The sequence below is a fragment of the Massilia polaris genome (assembly GCF_012927275.1).
Classification (GTDB): Bacteria; Pseudomonadota; Gammaproteobacteria; order Burkholderiales; family Burkholderiaceae_D; genus Telluria_A; species Telluria_A polaris.
The window spans coordinates 147,603-161,200 of sequence record NZ_JABBGG010000003.1; the positions used below are offsets into that span (position 1 = coordinate 147,603).

The 13,598-nt window shown below is 63.7% G+C and carries 16 protein-coding genes; 5 read left to right on the top strand and 11 right to left on the bottom strand.

Translation table 11 applies throughout. The features are described from left to right. The first annotated feature begins 2 nt into the window (after window positions 1–2). A complete protein-coding gene (locus HHL21_RS06960; RefSeq protein ID WP_169464542.1) occupies window positions 3–275 on the top strand; it encodes a hypothetical protein in 273 nt (90 codons plus the stop codon). Between the two features lie 29 nt (window positions 276–304). Here the strand turns inward: HHL21_RS06960 and pgeF are convergent, their stop codons facing one another. Together pgeF and HHL21_RS06970 are read right to left on the bottom strand one after the other, a co-directional pair. Further along, complete coding sequence (pgeF, locus tag HHL21_RS06965; protein ID WP_169464543.1) at window positions 305–1,093, bottom strand: peptidoglycan editing factor PgeF; 789 nt, start codon at window positions 1,091–1,093, stop codon at window positions 305–307. Next, entirely contained in the window at window positions 1,090–2,127 is a 1,038-nt protein-coding gene (locus HHL21_RS06970; protein WP_169464544.1) for an RluA family pseudouridine synthase, read from the bottom strand. Before HHL21_RS06970 ends, pgeF begins: the two co-directional genes overlap by 4 nt. Window positions 2,128–2,188: 61 nt before the next feature. Between HHL21_RS06970 and HHL21_RS06975 the strand changes: the two genes are divergently transcribed. Beyond that, on the top strand, window positions 2,189–2,992 hold the full coding sequence (locus HHL21_RS06975) for an outer membrane protein assembly factor BamD (protein WP_169464545.1): 804 nt from the start codon (window positions 2,189–2,191) through the stop codon (window positions 2,990–2,992). Window positions 2,993–3,082: 90 nt separating this feature from the next. Here HHL21_RS06975 and yaaA read toward each other — a convergent pair whose 3' ends face one another. Further along, window positions 3,083–3,850 (bottom strand): peroxide stress protein YaaA, encoded by a 768-nt coding sequence (yaaA, locus tag HHL21_RS06980; protein ID WP_169464546.1) that lies wholly within the window; start codon window positions 3,848–3,850, stop codon window positions 3,083–3,085. A gap of 37 nt (window positions 3,851–3,887) precedes the next feature. Between yaaA and HHL21_RS06985 the strand changes: the two genes are divergently transcribed. From HHL21_RS06985 to HHL21_RS06995, 3 genes are read left to right on the top strand one after another with little or no spacing between them, the layout of a single operon-like run. Next, window positions 3,888–4,346 carry a putative toxin-antitoxin system toxin component, PIN family gene (locus tag HHL21_RS06985; protein WP_169464547.1) on the top strand — a complete coding sequence of 153 codons (459 nt, stop codon included), beginning with the start codon at window positions 3,888–3,890 and terminating at the stop codon, window positions 4,344–4,346. A gap of 28 nt (window positions 4,347–4,374) precedes the next feature. Continuing rightward, window positions 4,375–5,532, top strand: coding sequence for a pyridoxal phosphate-dependent aminotransferase (locus tag HHL21_RS06990; protein ID WP_169464548.1), 1,158 nt, complete (start codon window positions 4,375–4,377; stop codon window positions 5,530–5,532). Between the two features lie 21 nt (window positions 5,533–5,553). Further along, the gene (locus tag HHL21_RS06995) at window positions 5,554–6,486 is read left to right on the top strand and encodes an HD-GYP domain-containing protein (RefSeq protein WP_169464549.1); all 933 of its coding nucleotides are present in this window, start codon (window positions 5,554–5,556) and stop codon (window positions 6,484–6,486) included. Here HHL21_RS06995 and HHL21_RS07000 read toward each other — a convergent pair whose 3' ends face one another. From HHL21_RS07000 to pilM, 8 genes are all read right to left on the bottom strand, one after another. Then, window positions 6,487–7,137: a glutathione S-transferase family protein gene (locus HHL21_RS07000; RefSeq protein ID WP_169464550.1), complete on the bottom strand. Its 651-nt coding sequence runs from the start codon at window positions 7,135–7,137 to the stop codon at window positions 6,487–6,489. Between the two features lie 19 nt (window positions 7,138–7,156). Then, complete coding sequence (locus HHL21_RS07005; RefSeq protein ID WP_169464551.1) at window positions 7,157–8,185, bottom strand: tetratricopeptide repeat protein; 1,029 nt, start codon at window positions 8,183–8,185, stop codon at window positions 7,157–7,159. After that, a complete protein-coding gene (locus HHL21_RS07010; RefSeq protein ID WP_169464552.1) occupies window positions 8,182–9,069 on the bottom strand; it encodes an ExeA family protein in 888 nt (295 codons plus the stop codon). The genes HHL21_RS07005 and HHL21_RS07010 overlap by 4 nt, the downstream gene beginning before the upstream one ends. Then, complete coding sequence (gene mshL, locus HHL21_RS07015) at window positions 9,069–10,823, bottom strand: pilus (MSHA type) biogenesis protein MshL (RefSeq protein ID WP_169464553.1); 1,755 nt, start codon at window positions 10,821–10,823, stop codon at window positions 9,069–9,071. Before mshL ends, HHL21_RS07010 begins: the two co-directional genes overlap by 1 nt. 22 nt (window positions 10,824–10,845) lie before the next feature. After that, window positions 10,846–11,112 (bottom strand): hypothetical protein, encoded by a 267-nt coding sequence (locus HHL21_RS07020; protein ID WP_229496156.1) that lies wholly within the window; start codon window positions 11,110–11,112, stop codon window positions 10,846–10,848. 101 nt (window positions 11,113–11,213) lie between these two features. Beyond that, window positions 11,214–11,888, bottom strand: coding sequence for a hypothetical protein (locus tag HHL21_RS07025; RefSeq protein WP_169464555.1), 675 nt, complete (start codon window positions 11,886–11,888; stop codon window positions 11,214–11,216). After that, window positions 11,885–12,511: a PilN domain-containing protein gene (locus HHL21_RS07030; protein WP_169464556.1), complete on the bottom strand. Its 627-nt coding sequence runs from the start codon at window positions 12,509–12,511 to the stop codon at window positions 11,885–11,887. Before HHL21_RS07030 ends, HHL21_RS07025 begins: the two co-directional genes overlap by 4 nt. Next, entirely contained in the window at window positions 12,508–13,326 is an 819-nt protein-coding gene (gene pilM / locus HHL21_RS07035; protein WP_370659679.1) for a type IV pilus biogenesis protein PilM, read from the bottom strand. The genes HHL21_RS07030 and pilM overlap by 4 nt, the downstream gene beginning before the upstream one ends. Between the last annotated feature and the right edge of the window lie 272 nt (window positions 13,327–13,598).

The window sequence follows — 13,598 nt, forward strand, 5'->3', positions numbered from 1 at the left end:
CTATGTTGATCGTCGCAATAGCATGGATTTACGTGGTCGCGCTGATGTCGCTGACGGAAACCTCCATCGTCGCCGGCGTCATGACCTTCCTCGGCTACTGCGTGCTGCCATTGTCAATACTCTACTATCTTACAGGCTCCCGGCGCCGGATGCGCAAGGCCGAGATGAAGGCCGCACGCAGCGCTGCGGCGGCGCCCGTCGCAGCGCCCGCTGCACTCGGCGATGGCGGCAGTGACGGCGGTTCGGGTGGCTGCGACGGCGGCGGGACTTGCTGAGTTGGCAGTATTGGCCAAGCCCGCTTGTCCTACTTGAGCCAGATCAAACTCGCCTGACGGCCTGTCAGGTGGTCGCGGCGGTACGAATAGAAACTGTCGCGTTCGGTAAATGTACAGTGGGTTCCGCCTGAAGCCCGGGTAACGCCATCGCGCGCCAGGAACAGCCGCGCCAGCGAATAGATGTCCGCCAGGTACTTGCCCTCATGGCCAGGATACGGAGCGAAAGCCGCCCTCACCTGATGCGCTTCGGCATCGCCATGTGCGCCTGCCACAAAACTCTCCAGCACATCGGCGCCGACTTCAAACGCTTGCGGCCCGATGGCCGGCCCCAGCCACGCGGTGATCTCGCCGGCGCCGCGCGCGCGCATCGCCGCCACGGTTTCAGCCAGCACGCCCGCAGCAAGCCCACGCCAGCCCGCATGCGCTGCGCCAACCACTTTTCCTTCGAGGTCGGCAAACAGCACCGGCAGGCAGTCGGCGGTCATCACCGCGCACACCACGCCGGGGCGATCGGACACGCCGGCATCAGCCACCTGCACCGGCGCGCCGGGGATCACGGTGGCCGAGTCGGCCACTGCGATACCGTGGACCTGCGACGTCCAGGCAGGCGTTGCCGGCAGCAGCGACTGCAGCAGCGCCCGGTTCTCGCGCACGGCTTCGGCATCGTCGCCGCAATGCAGGCCAAGGTTCAGCCCGCAGCCACCGCGCCCGTCGTCGTAAGGCCCGGTGCTGACGCCGCCGCCGCGCAGCGTGGCCATCGCCCCGATGTTGGCGGGGGCGTCTGGCCAGTCCGGCGTGATGAATTGCGCTTGCGTCATGCCGCTTCAGGTTCCGGGATACCGCACCTTGCAATCAGCTCGGCGAAGTCGCCCGCCAGCGGCACGATCCACTCGCAGTCATCGCCGGTGCCGGGATGCACCAGCCCGAGGCGGCGCGCCTGCAGCGCCTGGCGGTGGAAGAACGGCGCCAGGTGCTGCTTGCCGTACACCGTGTCGCCGACCAGCGCGAAGCCGATCGACATCATGTGCACGCGGATCTGGTGGGTACGCCCCGTTTCGAGCTGGCACTGCACCAGGCTGACCGGACGGCCTTCCAGCACGCCGCTGGAAAGGCGCTCGTAATGCGTGATGGCCGGCTTGGCCGAGAAGTTGGTCGACACCGCCATCTTGACGCGGTCTTTCGGGTGGCGACCCATCGACGCGTCGATGGTGCCGGACAGCTGCGGCGTGCCCCATACCAGCGCGAAATACTCGCGCTTGACGCTGCGCGCCTGCAGCTGGCGCACCAGGTCGGTCTGCGCCGCCAGCGTCTTGCCGACGACCATCAGGCCGCTGGTATCCTTGTCGAGGCGGTGCACGATGCCGGCGCGCGGCACATTCGCCAGTTGCGGGCAGTGGTGCAGCAGGCCGTTGAGCAAGGTCCCCGACCAGTTGCCGGCGCCAGGATGCACGACCAGGCCGGCCGGCTTGTTGATGACGATGATGTGCTCGTCCTCGTGCACGATGTCGAGCTCGATTGCTTCAGCTACGTAGGCTTGGTCTTCCGGCGCGCTTTGTGGCAGGATAACGACCGTTTCATCGCCATACGCGGTATCCTTGCCGCGCTTCGGCTTGCCGTCGACGAGCACGTGCCCGCCTTCGAACCATTGCTGGATGCGGCTGCGCGAATATTGCGGCACCAGGCCGGCGACGACTTTGTCGAGGCGCTGGCCGCATGCGTCCGGCGCCAGTTCCAGGGTGATCGGGGACAGGTCGGATCCGGCGAGTGCCGGCGCAAATTCAGCGTCCAGTTCATCGTCAAAATCCGGGTCTTCAGGTAAATCCGCCGAAATCGGCGTTGGAGTTAATATCACAGCATTCCCATCGGCTATAATCAGCCTTTCGTTGAAACTCGAATAATTCTTGCAAAAAGATATGCAAAAAAAATTGAAAGTAGTTGTTGCTTCGTTCCTTCTGCTTGGTATGTCGGCTTGCAGCTTGTTGCCGGAAAAGACCGACGAGACCAAAAACTGGTCGGTAGAGAAATTATACGCTGAGGCGCGCGCTGAAATGACCGGCGGTCATTACGAGAGTGCGATCAAGCTGTTCGAACGCCTCGAATCCAACTACCCGTTCGGCACCTACGCCGCACAGGCGCAGATGGAAATCGCGTACGCCCATTACAAGACCCAGGACCAGGCCCAGGCGCTGGCGGCGGTCGAGCGCTTCATCAAGCTGCACCCGAATCACGCCGCGGTCGATTACATGTACTACCTGCGCGGCCTGATCAGCTTCAACGACCAGGTCGGTTTCCTCGGCTCGCTGTACACCCAGGACCCGACCGAGCGCGACCCGAAAGCGACGCGCGAATCGTTCGCCGCGTTCAAGGCGCTGGTCGACAAATTCCCGAACAGTGTCTACGCGGCAGACTCGATCGCGCGCATGAAGTACCTGGTCAACGCGATGGCACAGTACGAAGTGCACGTGGCCAACTACTACTTCCGCCGCGGCGCCTACCTCGCCTCGCTGAACCGCGCGCAAAAAGCGGTCCAGGAATACCAGGACGCCCCGGCGATCGAAGAAGCGCTGTGGCTGATGGTCCAGAACTACGACAAGCTCAATATGCCTGAGATGCGTGCCGACGCGCGCCGCGTCTTCGTCAAGAGTTTCCCGAGCAGCCGCTTCCTGAACGCGAACGCGCAAGGCAAGCAGTGGTGGAGATTCTGGGGCGGCAAATAATCTAGCCCGCTCCCCTTGGGGGTCAGGTCTGGCAATCGGACATTTTAGTTCCGCAATGTCCGATTGCCAGACCTGACCCCCAAGGAGGAATCAGGCGACTTTGCGGCGGAACACCCAGGTCTTGTCGTTCGACGCATCCTTCACAAACGCATAACCGTCCACGTCGAAGCGCTTGAGCTTTTGCGGGTCGGCAATCCCCTTCACCGCCGCGTAGCGCGCCATCATGCCGCGGGCGCGCTTGGCAAAGAACGAGATAATCTTGTACTGTCCGTTCTTCCAGTCCTCGAACACCGGCGTGATCACCGGCACCGACAGCAGCTTCGGCTTGACCGACTTGAAGTATTCCTCCGACGCCAGGTTCACCAGCACTTTCGCGTCCTGTTCCGCAGCCAGTTCGTTCAGCTTGCCGGTGACGGTTTCGCCCCAGAATGCGTACAGGTCCTTGCCGTGGGGCGTCGACAGGCGCGTGCCCATTTCGAGCCGGTGCGGCTGGATCAGGTCGAGCGGCCGCAGCACGCCATACAGGCCGGACAGGATGCGCAGCTTCGATTGCGCGTACGCGAGCTGCTTGGGCTTGAGCGAGCGCGCGTCGAAACCGTCGTAGACGTCACCGTTGAAGGTCATGATGGCCTGGCGCCCGTCCGCCGGTTCGGCATTCCAGCTCGCGTAGCGGCCCACGTTGAGCGCCGACAGCGTGTCCGAGATGCTCATCAGGCTGCCAAGGTCCGCCGGCGAATAGCTGCGCAGCACGTCGATCAGTTCGCGCGATCGGTGCAGGAAGTCAGGCGTGGTGTGCAGCTTGGTGGTGGGAGGCGTTTCGAGGTCGAGCGATTTTGCGGGCGACAAGACAATCAGCATAGAATTAGTTCAACAATCAAACGATAAACAATCCGACATGATACCTGCTCCAGCGAAACGCATCGTCATCGATACCAACGTCTGCCTCGACCTGTTCGTGTTCCACGACCCGCGCTGGAACACGCTGCTGGCCGACATCGAAAGCGGCGCGCTCGAAGTCGTCACGCGTTTCGATTGCCGCGACGAATACCACGTCGTGCTGCACTACCCTCACCTGCCGCTCGACGCGGCCAGCCGCCCGCGTTCGGCCGAGCGCTTCGATTCGCTGGTCAAGGTGGTCGCGCCCGAACCAAAGCTGATCCGCCTGCCGGTATGCAGCGACAAGGATGACCAGAAATTCCTCGAGGTGGCGCGCGACGCCAGCGCCGAGATTTTGATCACCAAGGACAAGGCCCTGCTGAAGCTGGCCCGCAAGACCGCGCAAGCTGGTTTGTTCCGCATCATGTTGCCGGAAGCATGGGTCAAAGCACGGGCTGCCGAAGCTGCGCTAGAATGAAAAGTCGCTCAATAACTTTCAACGCATCATGAACAGCCCTACCCTGCGCACCAAACTCCCCGCCGTCGGCACCACCGTCTTCACCCGCATGTCGGCCCTGGCAGTCGAGCACAGCGCAGTCAACCTGGGCCAGGGCTTCCCCGACTTCGCATCCGACCCGGCACTGCAGCAGATGGTGTCGGACGCCATGCGGGCCGGCCACAACCAGTATCCGATGATGTCCGGCGTGCCCGCCCTGCGCGAGGCGATCGCCGCCAAGGTGGCGACGCTGTACGGCCACGCCTACGACGCCGCAACTGAAATCACCGTCACCTCCGGCGCCAGCCAGGCCGTACAGACGGCCATCCTGTGCTGCGTGCATCCGGGCGACGAAGTGATCGTCATCGAACCTGCCTACGACTGCTACCTGCCCAATATCACGCTGGCGGGCGGCGTGACGGTGGCGGTCTCGATGGAACTGGGCGCCGATGGCTACAGCGTGCCGTGGCACAAGCTTGCAGCGGCGGTCACAGCGCGCACCCGCCTGATCATCATCAATTCGCCGCACAACCCGACCGGCTCGATCCTGCGCGAGTCCGACCTGCAGGCGCTGTCCGACATCGTTCACGGCACCGATATTCTTGTGTTGTCCGACGAGGTCTACGAGCACATGGTGTTCGACGGCGCGCGCCATGAATCGGTATGCCGCCATGCGGACCTGGTCGCGCGCTCGTTCGTGATCTCCAGCTTCGGTAAAACCTATCACGTGACCGGCTGGAAGGTCGGCTACGTGGCGGCGCCGAAGGCGTTGATGGCGGAGTTCCGCAAGGTGCACCAGTACAACGTGTTCACGGTCAACACGCCGATGCAGCACGGCATTGCCAACTACATGGCCGATCCGAAGCCATATCTTGCGTTGCCTTCCTTTTACCAGCGCAAGCGCGACCTGTTCCGCGAAGGACTGGCCAAGTCGCGCTTTACGCTGCTGCCTGCCGATGGCACCTACTTCCAGTGCGTGCGTTACGCCGCGATTTCCAGGCTGGATGAGGCGGCGTTCTCCGAATGGCTGACGACAGAAATCAAGGTCGCGGCAATCCCTGTCTCGGCGTTCTACAGCCAGCCGCAGGAATCGGGCATCGTGCGCTTCTGCTTCGCGAAAAAGGACGAGACGCTGCAGCTGGCGTTGGAGCGCCTGTCCAGCTTGTAAGATCACCGTGGGGAGACCGTCATGGCAGAATTGGAAGCCACGCAACACGTTCCCGCCGCCCCGGCCTCGGTCCTGCGCAGCCTGAACCTGCTCGCGCATCGGCTCGAACGGGTCTTGGTATCGCTGGGGGCTGACGGCGGTGCCGACACCGAGCTGCGCTCCATCGCCGGCGGCATCCTCGAGGCCGCGCAGAGATCGCCCGACGTTGCACTTGCGAGCATTTACCGGAACCAGATTGCCGGCCCGTACGCGGTTCGCCACTGCGTCGAGGTTGCCATTATCTGTGCGCTGGTCGCGCCCGCCATCCCCACCATCGCGGCCGCGTTGACGATGAACGCCGGCATGGTCCGGCTCGTTGAAACATTCCAGCTCCGGGATTGCGCGCTCAGCGACGAGGAACGCCGCGCGGTCCTGCACCACCCGGCCGAAAGCGCGGAGCTGCTGCGCCGGGCCGGCGTCGACGATGAGGCGTGGATCGCCTGCGTGCTCGCTCATCACGAGCTTGACGATGGCAGCGGCTATCCAGAGGGACGCCGGGCAGGCGACATACCGGAAGCGGCCAGGCTGATCGGCATGGCCGACCGCTACTGTGCGATGGTCTCGGCGCGCAACTACAGGCGGTCCCTGCTGCCTCCCGACGCACTCAGGAAACTACGCGCCGATGGCAACCACCAGCGGCTGATGGCGGCGTTCGAGCAGGACATCGGCGAGTACCCGCCGGGCACGCTGGTCCGCCTGGCCAACGGCGAAACGGGGGTGGTGTCATCGCGCCGAGGCGAGGACGGCGCGATCCAGGTCCATACCTTGCGCGACACTTTGGGGGTGCCGTTCCTGCCCTTCGAACAGCGCAGCACGCGCGAGCCGCATTTCGCCATCGCCGGGGCGCTGCACGAAGACAGCGCCGGATTGCGGTTCAGCATGCGCCAGATTTGGGGCGACGCCGCCGCGGTCTGATTACTTCGCGAACGACGCCATGAACTCAGGCAAGCCTGCCACCCGGTCGGCATTGATTTTGGCGACCGACGGCCGTTCCGCCATGCGCTTCAGGTAGTCCTTGACCGGCAAGACGGCCAGCAGGTCTTCGCCATATATCTTCTTGGTCGCCGATATCGCCAGCGGCAGGTGGCAAACAGCCACACAGTCCGCCAGCGTGAATTCTTCACCCGCGATGTACGGCGAGAATTTCGCCAGCTGCGCGAACGCCGGAATATTCTTGGCCAACTGCTTGCGGACGCGTTCCTTGGTGCTGTCGGACACGGTGCCGCCGAAGAATGCCGCGCCGTACAATTCGCGCACGACCAGTTCCAGGTGCAGTTCAATGAAGGTGATCAGCTCCTGCACCTTGGCGGCGCGGAATGGTCCTGCCGGCAGCAGCGCCGGCTGCGGATAGCGCGCTTCGATGTAGTTGACCAGCACCTGCGACTCCGCGAGGGTGCCGTCTTCCGTTTCCAGATACGGAACCTTGCCGAGCGGCGACTTGGCCAGGATCTCCGCCTTCGGCGTACCCAAGGTAACGCACTCCTCGAACGGGACGTTCTTTTCCAGCAGTACCAGCTTTACTTTATTGTAGTAATTGCTCGCGGCGAAGCCACATAACTTAAGCATATCTATCTGCTCCAGAAGGTTAGCGCGACAGCAGTTCCAGCTTGCGGTCAACAAATGTTCGCAACTGCGGGGTCAGGTTCGTCGACTGGCTGGCGCGTTCAAACGCTGCCACGGCCTCCGCCGTCCGTTTCTCGGCCTGCAGGGAAATGCCCAGGCCCATCCACCAGATGCCGTTGCCCGGCGCGCTGCGCAGTGCAGCCTGGTATTGTTCCGCCGCCTCGCGGTGCCGGTCGTCGCGCGCCAGCGCGCCCGCGAGGAAGGCGTAGTATTCGCCATTGCCCTGCGCGTACGGCAAGGTACGCATCAGTGTATCGATGCCGGAGGTACCGCCCTCGATCTGCAAGCGCGCCAGCAGCATCGCCATCGCCGGCTGGCGCGGGTCGAGCGTCAGGCCGTTTTGCAGCACGCGCATCGCCGGACCCTTGCGGCCCGCTTCCACCAGCAGCCCGACCAGCGTCTGGCGCGCCGCCTCGTGGCGCGGCTCGATGCTGATCGCCTGCTCGAAGCCTGCGATGGCCTCGCCGACGCGGCCATCCTGCAAGCTGGCGAGCGCGCGGTTGTATTCGCTTTCGGCACGCTGGCGCGGGGTCATCTGGCGGCCGGTTTCCGTTGGCGGCTGCGGCCTGCCTGGTTCGGCAAGCTGCGTTGACGCCGCCACGACCGGCACGGCGCGCTTCGGCGTTTCATGTCGTGGGACCGCTGGCCGCGGCGCCGGTTCCTGGTCTGGCTCAGTTGCGCGCGCCGGCTCGACCTGGATTATCGGCATTGGCGGCGCTTCGTCATCGACCACTTCGGGCGGCATCTGCTGCACCATCTTTACGGGTGCGCTCGCGACTGCGCCGGCTGCCGGCCGCTTCAACCACCAGTAACCGGCGCCAGCCGCCAGCATCAACGCGACGGCAGCGGCGACGCCGATGGCGGCCACCGGCGGGTTGCGGCCATGGGAAACCGATTTGAGCTTGCTCTGCGCGGCGGCGCCCGGCGCGGCGGCGCCCGGCGCGGAACCGCGGGCGTCCAGGTCCTGCAGCATTTTGTTAATGAGGCTCAACTTGTCAACGCCCAGGCCAGCCCGCCGGCAGCCGCCAGCACGGAAAACGACGCGGCCCACGGCCACAGGCGCCGCCTGGCGGTGATCGTGTCGCGCGCGGCCACCGATACATGCTGGCGCGTCACTTCCTGCTTGCCCTGGCCGTACGCCACCATCAGCGACTTGTGCGCAAGGATGTTGACCAGGCGCGGAATCCCGCCGCTGGCGCGATACAGTTTCGACACGGCGCCACGGCTGAACAGGCGGGAGCCGCCGAAGCCGGCAACGCGCAGGCGGTGCGCCAGGTAGTAATCGAGGTCGTCCTTGCGCAGCGGGCCAAGGTGGTAATGGAAAATAATGCGCTGGGCCAGCTGGCGCACCGAGTCGAGCTCCAGCTTGCGGTTCAGTTCGGGCTGGCCGAACAGCACGATTTGCAGCAGCTTGCGCTTTTCCGTCTCCAGGTTCGTCAGAAGGCGCAGCGCCTCCAGGCTGACCACCGGAATCGCCTGCGCTTCATCGAGGCACAGCACCACGCGCTTGCCTTCGACGGCCAGGCCCATCAGGCGCATCATCAGCGCCTTGATCAGCTTGTGCTGGTCGACGCCCTTCTCCAGTTCGATCGACAGCTCGTCGGCCAGCGCAAGCATCAGGGTGCGCGGTTCGAGGTAGGGGTTGGGAATGTAGGCGGTAACGAAGTCGTCGCCAAGCGTGGCCATGAACTTTCGGCACAGCAGGGTCTTGCCGGTACCGACCTCGCCGGTGATCTTGATGAAGCCGTCGCCGTTGCGGGCGGCGACCAGCAGCGTGTTGAGCGCCTCCTGCGAGTGCGGACTGGTAAAGAAGAAGCTCGTATCCGGCGTAATGCTGAACGGAACCTCGCGCAGGCCGAAGTGCTCGGTGTACATTACTTGCGCCTTCCTGCGTTCGGGTCCAGGTCCTGGATACGGCGGCTGGTGTCGAGCAGGTCCTGGTTCCAGCTGTCGCCGCCTTCGACGATGGTCGGCTTGATCAGCACGACCAGCTCACGCTTCTGGTTCACATTATTCTTGTTGCGGAACAGGTTGCCGATCACCGGCAGGTTGCCCGCGCCCGGCACTTGCGAGCGGTCGTTGGTCGAGGCCTGGCGCATCAGCCCCCCAATGGCGACGACCTGGCCGTTCTGGCCGCGCACCATGCTGTCGATCTCGGAAGTCGAGGACGCCGCCAGCGGCAGGCTCAGGTTGCCGGCGCTGCCCAGGTTGATGGCCTTGGTAACAGTGGTGACCTGGCTGACCGATGGGTGCACGTGCAGGATGATGTTGCCCTTGTCGTCGATCTGCGGGGTCACGTCCAGCACCACGCCCGAGAAGAAGGGCTGCAAAGTCACGCTCGGCGTCACGGTATTTCCGGTCGTGTTGGTGTTGGTGGTCGTGGTCACGCCAGTCACATAGAACTCGTCGGTGCCGATCTTCAGCACTGCCTTCTGGTTGTTCAAGGTCGCAACACGCGGGCTCGACAGGACGTGGACGGTCCCCTGCGACTCCAGGAAGGAGATCAGCGCGGCGAAATTATTGGTCTGGAATGCCAGGCCGAACAGCGAGCTGCCGAGGCTGCTGGCGTTGGCCAGCGCAAAGCCGGTCGAGGCCAGCAAGCCGGTAGCGTCCGACATCGTTGGTGGCTGGCCGCCGCCGAACGGCAACGGAGCGAGCGTCGTACCGGGGCCGACATAGCCTGTCGACACGCGGTTGCCATGCGAGCTCTTGAACGAGGCAAACGAAGCCCAGTTGATGCCGCTCTGGAAGCTGTCGTTCAGTTCCACTTCAAGGATCTTTGCCTCGAGAATGACCTGGCGGTCCACCGACAGCTGGGTCGCCTTCAGGTAGCGGTCGACATTGCGCAGTTCTTCCGGCATCGCGCGGATCACCAGCACGCCCGACTGCGGGCTGATCACGACGCTGCGGCCACCTTTTTCCGACTCCCCGACGATGGCCTCGATGGCCGCCTTCAGCTCGACCCAGAAGTCGTTGCCCGACGTAGTGTTGACGCTGGAACTGTCCGCTGCCGAGCGGTTGCCGTTGGCATCGCCCTGATTATTGTTCTGATTGTTCTGGTTCAATGCAGTACCGTCGCCGCCGCTATTGCTGATGCCCGCGTTCGCCACCGAGGTCGACGTCACGCGCAGGTTCGACACGCCCTTGCGCGAACCAATCAGGTAGTTGACCTGGAACATTCTGGTCTGCATCGTCAACGGCTTGATCGCAATGCGCGTGCCCTGGATCTGGTATTCGTAACCGTACAGTTCGCGCACGGCGTCGAGCGCCTCGATCATTGTCACGTCCTTCAAATTGGCCGTGATCGTGCCGCTCACTTCCGGATGCACCAGCATGTTGAAGCGGGTGCCGGCAACCAGCGAATTGAAGAACTGCTGTGCAGGTACGTTGTTGAAGGACACGTTGAAACGCTCCTCCAGCGCCGGCCGCGCCTTCGGCAGCTGCGCGGCGAGCGCCGAGGCTGGCGGCAGCAAGGCGTTCGAGACGGCGTCGTCGACCTTTGCCGCGCTGGCGGGCTTCGCGGCCGCGCCGGATACCTCGGCGCTGATCCTGTCGTAGGTCGCGCGCTCGGACGGCGTGCCGCAGCCAGCGAGGGCAAGGGCGGCGGCGATCAGGAGAAGTTTTTGCATGCTGTCTGTCTTCATGGCGTGGCTATTGTTGTACGGACTTCGTGTTCTCGCCAGCAGCTGCCGCCGGGAACAATTTCAGCACTTGTTTCTTGCCGCCTTTCGACAGCACGACCTCGGTTTGCGTCATGCGTTCGACGCGCGCGCCCTTGATGTTGTCGCCCAGCCGGACCATCTCGCCGTCGATCACCGCCACGTGCCGTCCGCCCGGCGTGCGCGCGATCAGGATCGACTGCAGGCGCGGGCCTTCCAGCGCCACCGGTCCTCCCGTCGCCCCCTTGGCATTTGCCATCAGCGATGCCGGCGGGCGTGTCGGATCCTGCAATGCCTGTGCGCACACAACGCCTGCCGTGAGTGTACATGCTGCCATGAAGAAAATGCTGGCTATCGCTTTCACAGCTTCATCCATTTCCGGTCCAGGCTCAGCGTGTGCAAGGTCAAGGTCAGGCGCGAGTTCGGGTACTCTTCGACGTCGAGCGCGGCGCTGCTCCACAACAACTGGGTCGGCATCGTCTCGAGCGCGTTCATGTAGTTGATCATGTCGAGGTAGTTGCCGCGCACCGTGACCTGGACGGCGTGGCGGTACAGCAGCGCAGCGCCGCCCGTGGCCGCAGCGCCAGATGCCGGGTTGTAGCTGGCCTCGGCGACGGCGGTGGCCGGCAAGGTCTTCATCGACACCAGCGTCAATCGTCCGTTTGCTGCGAGAATGGCCTCCAGCAGCGGCGCGATCTTCTCGGGCGCAACCAGGCCCTGTTCGAGCGCGCGCAGCTTGCCGCCGAGCGAATCGATATCGGCCTTGACTGCCGCCAGGCGCGTGCGGTTCGGCGCATCCGGATCCATCGAGAAACCCGACAGCTTGGCGCTGATCTCGCCGTCGATGCCGCTGATGTTGTTGCGGACCTGGGCGATCTGCGTGCGCAGTGCCTGTTCCTTGGCGAACAAGGGACCCAGCATCAAGGAATACACGACGAACAAAATGGCCGCGGCCGCGGCCACGAATACCATCGCGCGCTCGCGCAGGCTGAGCGCATCGATCTTGTTGCCGAGCGCGACAAGGCGTGCAGTCATCGCGCGGCCTCCTGCACGACCGATTCAAGGCGGAACTCGACGAACGGTGCTGCGCTGGACTTGCCGCCTTCGTCTTTCATCTCGCCCTGGGCAATCTCGAGGCTGGAGAACGACTTGCCCTGCATCACAGGCTCGCGCGTCAGGCGACTGATGTAGCCCGGCACCATGCTGCCTTCCAGCGCCCTGCCCCGGATGCCGATGTCAGTCCCGGCGACCGAAACACCGGTCAGCCACAGCCCATTCATGTTCTGGCGCGCCAGTGCCTTGTAGTATTCGGAATAGCCGGTCGTGTTGCCGAGTTCTCCGCGTTCGAGTACACCCGACACCAGCCGCAAGGAACGCAGTTGCGCCTCCGCCTCAGCGATTTGAGCTTCCAGCTCTTTACTCGGCGGCCTTGGCGCGAATTCGGCGTTCACCATGGCCTGGCGGGCCCGCTTCTGCACCAGCTGGGCGTTGACCGCCATCGCTTCCTGCTCGCGCGCGTTGACGTGATGCTTGCCGTACGCAACCATCGCCAGCGAACCGAACAGCAGCACGCCGAGCGCCTGGGCCATGGCAATGCTGCTGAAGACCTTCTTCTGCTTGAGGAAGACCGGGTTGAAGAGGTTTATCTGCTGGCTCAAAGCCGCGTCTCCTCATGGCGCAAGGCCGCGCCGATGGTGAAGAAGAAGCGCTGCTGCGCCGCTTTGTCCAGCAGTTCGGGCACGCCGCTGATGTCCAGCGCGTCGCCCAGGTCCATCGTCTGGACCGGCGTGTACAGGTTGCTCGACAGGTATTCCTCGAGGCCCGTGACTGCGCTCGGCGCGAGCAGAAGCTTGGAAACGCTGATGAAATGGAACTGGCGGTCGAAGTGATCGAGCGAGCGTTGCAGCTCAAGCGTGATCTTGTCGAAGCTGGCGTGCTTGCGGTCGTGGTCGGTGTCGAGCAATTGCTCGAGCGTGACGTCGATGCGGCGCGACAGGTAGAGTTCGCCCGTGAAGGTCACCGTCAGCAAGCCGCCGTCGGCGCCGAACGACAGCATCGCCAGGCCGCAGCCTTCGGGCTCTACCAGGGTCGAAATATTTCGCTGCGCCATTTCGGGAATATCGATCACCGACAGGCCCACTTTGGCCGTGGCAAAAAGGGCCTGGCGCTTTTCGATGACGCTGTTGCGCGCGGCGACGGCGAACATGCCGTGGTTGGTGCGCACTGTGGCGTTCTTGTCGGCCGGGATATCGAGCACGTCGATGGTGGCGTCGTCGACGTGGAAGTCGAGCATGTCCTTCAGGCGCCAGCGCACCGCGGTCTTGAGTTCGTCGGCGGGAACGTTCGGCGCCTCGCCGGCCAGCATCTGGTACTCGCCGCCGGACAGGACGGTGGTGCAGTGGAAGGTGGCGGCGCGCAACTCGCGGCCTGCCTTCTCGAGCAGATCGGCGTCGGGGCGGCCAGCGTAAAACACACATGTCTCCACCGCCGGACGGGCACCGGGAACACGCGAAATGCGGGCGGCGGCGATGCCATCGCCACGCAGCGAAAATGACAGCCAGGATTCAATCTTCTTCGCTTGTTTGAAAAAACGCATGCAGGCAAAAGGTAAAGTTAGGCGACTAAATGAAGAACGCGCGATAGGCGCTTGATTATATTCAAGTTTCGCAGGGTATCGATACTAATTTTACAACTGGGAAATATATATTCTGTTTTTCGCGCAGTTGGGCTGCAAATACGCCACGC

Bases quoted from the DNA above. Each gene is read 5' to 3' on its own strand.
- HHL21_RS07010 (WP_169464552.1), bottom strand. From the start codon at position 9,069: ATGTACACCGAGCACTTCGGCCTGCGCGAGGTTCCGTTCAGCATTACG.
- HHL21_RS06975 (WP_169464545.1), top strand. From the start codon at position 2,189: ATGCAAAAAAAATTGAAAGTAGTTGTTGCTTCGTTCCTTCTGCTTGGT.
- yaaA (WP_169464546.1), bottom strand. From the start codon at position 3,850: ATGCTGATTGTCTTGTCGCCCGCAAAATCGCTCGACCTCGAAACGCCT.
- pgeF (WP_169464543.1), bottom strand. From the start codon at position 1,093: ATGACGCAAGCGCAATTCATCACGCCGGACTGGCCAGACGCCCCCGCC.
- HHL21_RS06985 (WP_169464547.1), top strand. From the start codon at position 3,888: ATGATACCTGCTCCAGCGAAACGCATCGTCATCGATACCAACGTCTGC.
- HHL21_RS06990 (WP_169464548.1), top strand. From the start codon at position 4,375: ATGAACAGCCCTACCCTGCGCACCAAACTCCCCGCCGTCGGCACCACC.
- HHL21_RS06960 (WP_169464542.1), top strand. From the start codon at position 3: ATGTTGATCGTCGCAATAGCATGGATTTACGTGGTCGCGCTGATGTCG.
- HHL21_RS07025 (WP_169464555.1), bottom strand. From the start codon at position 11,888: ATGACTGCACGCCTTGTCGCGCTCGGCAACAAGATCGATGCGCTCAGC.
- HHL21_RS07000 (WP_169464550.1), bottom strand. From the start codon at position 7,137: ATGCTTAAGTTATGTGGCTTCGCCGCGAGCAATTACTACAATAAAGTA.
- HHL21_RS06995 (WP_169464549.1), top strand. From the start codon at position 5,554: ATGGCAGAATTGGAAGCCACGCAACACGTTCCCGCCGCCCCGGCCTCG.
- mshL (WP_169464553.1), bottom strand. From the start codon at position 10,823: ATGCAAAAACTTCTCCTGATCGCCGCCGCCCTTGCCCTCGCTGGCTGC.
- HHL21_RS07020 (WP_229496156.1), bottom strand. From the start codon at position 11,112: ATGGCAAATGCCAAGGGGGCGACGGGAGGACCGGTGGCGCTGGAAGGC.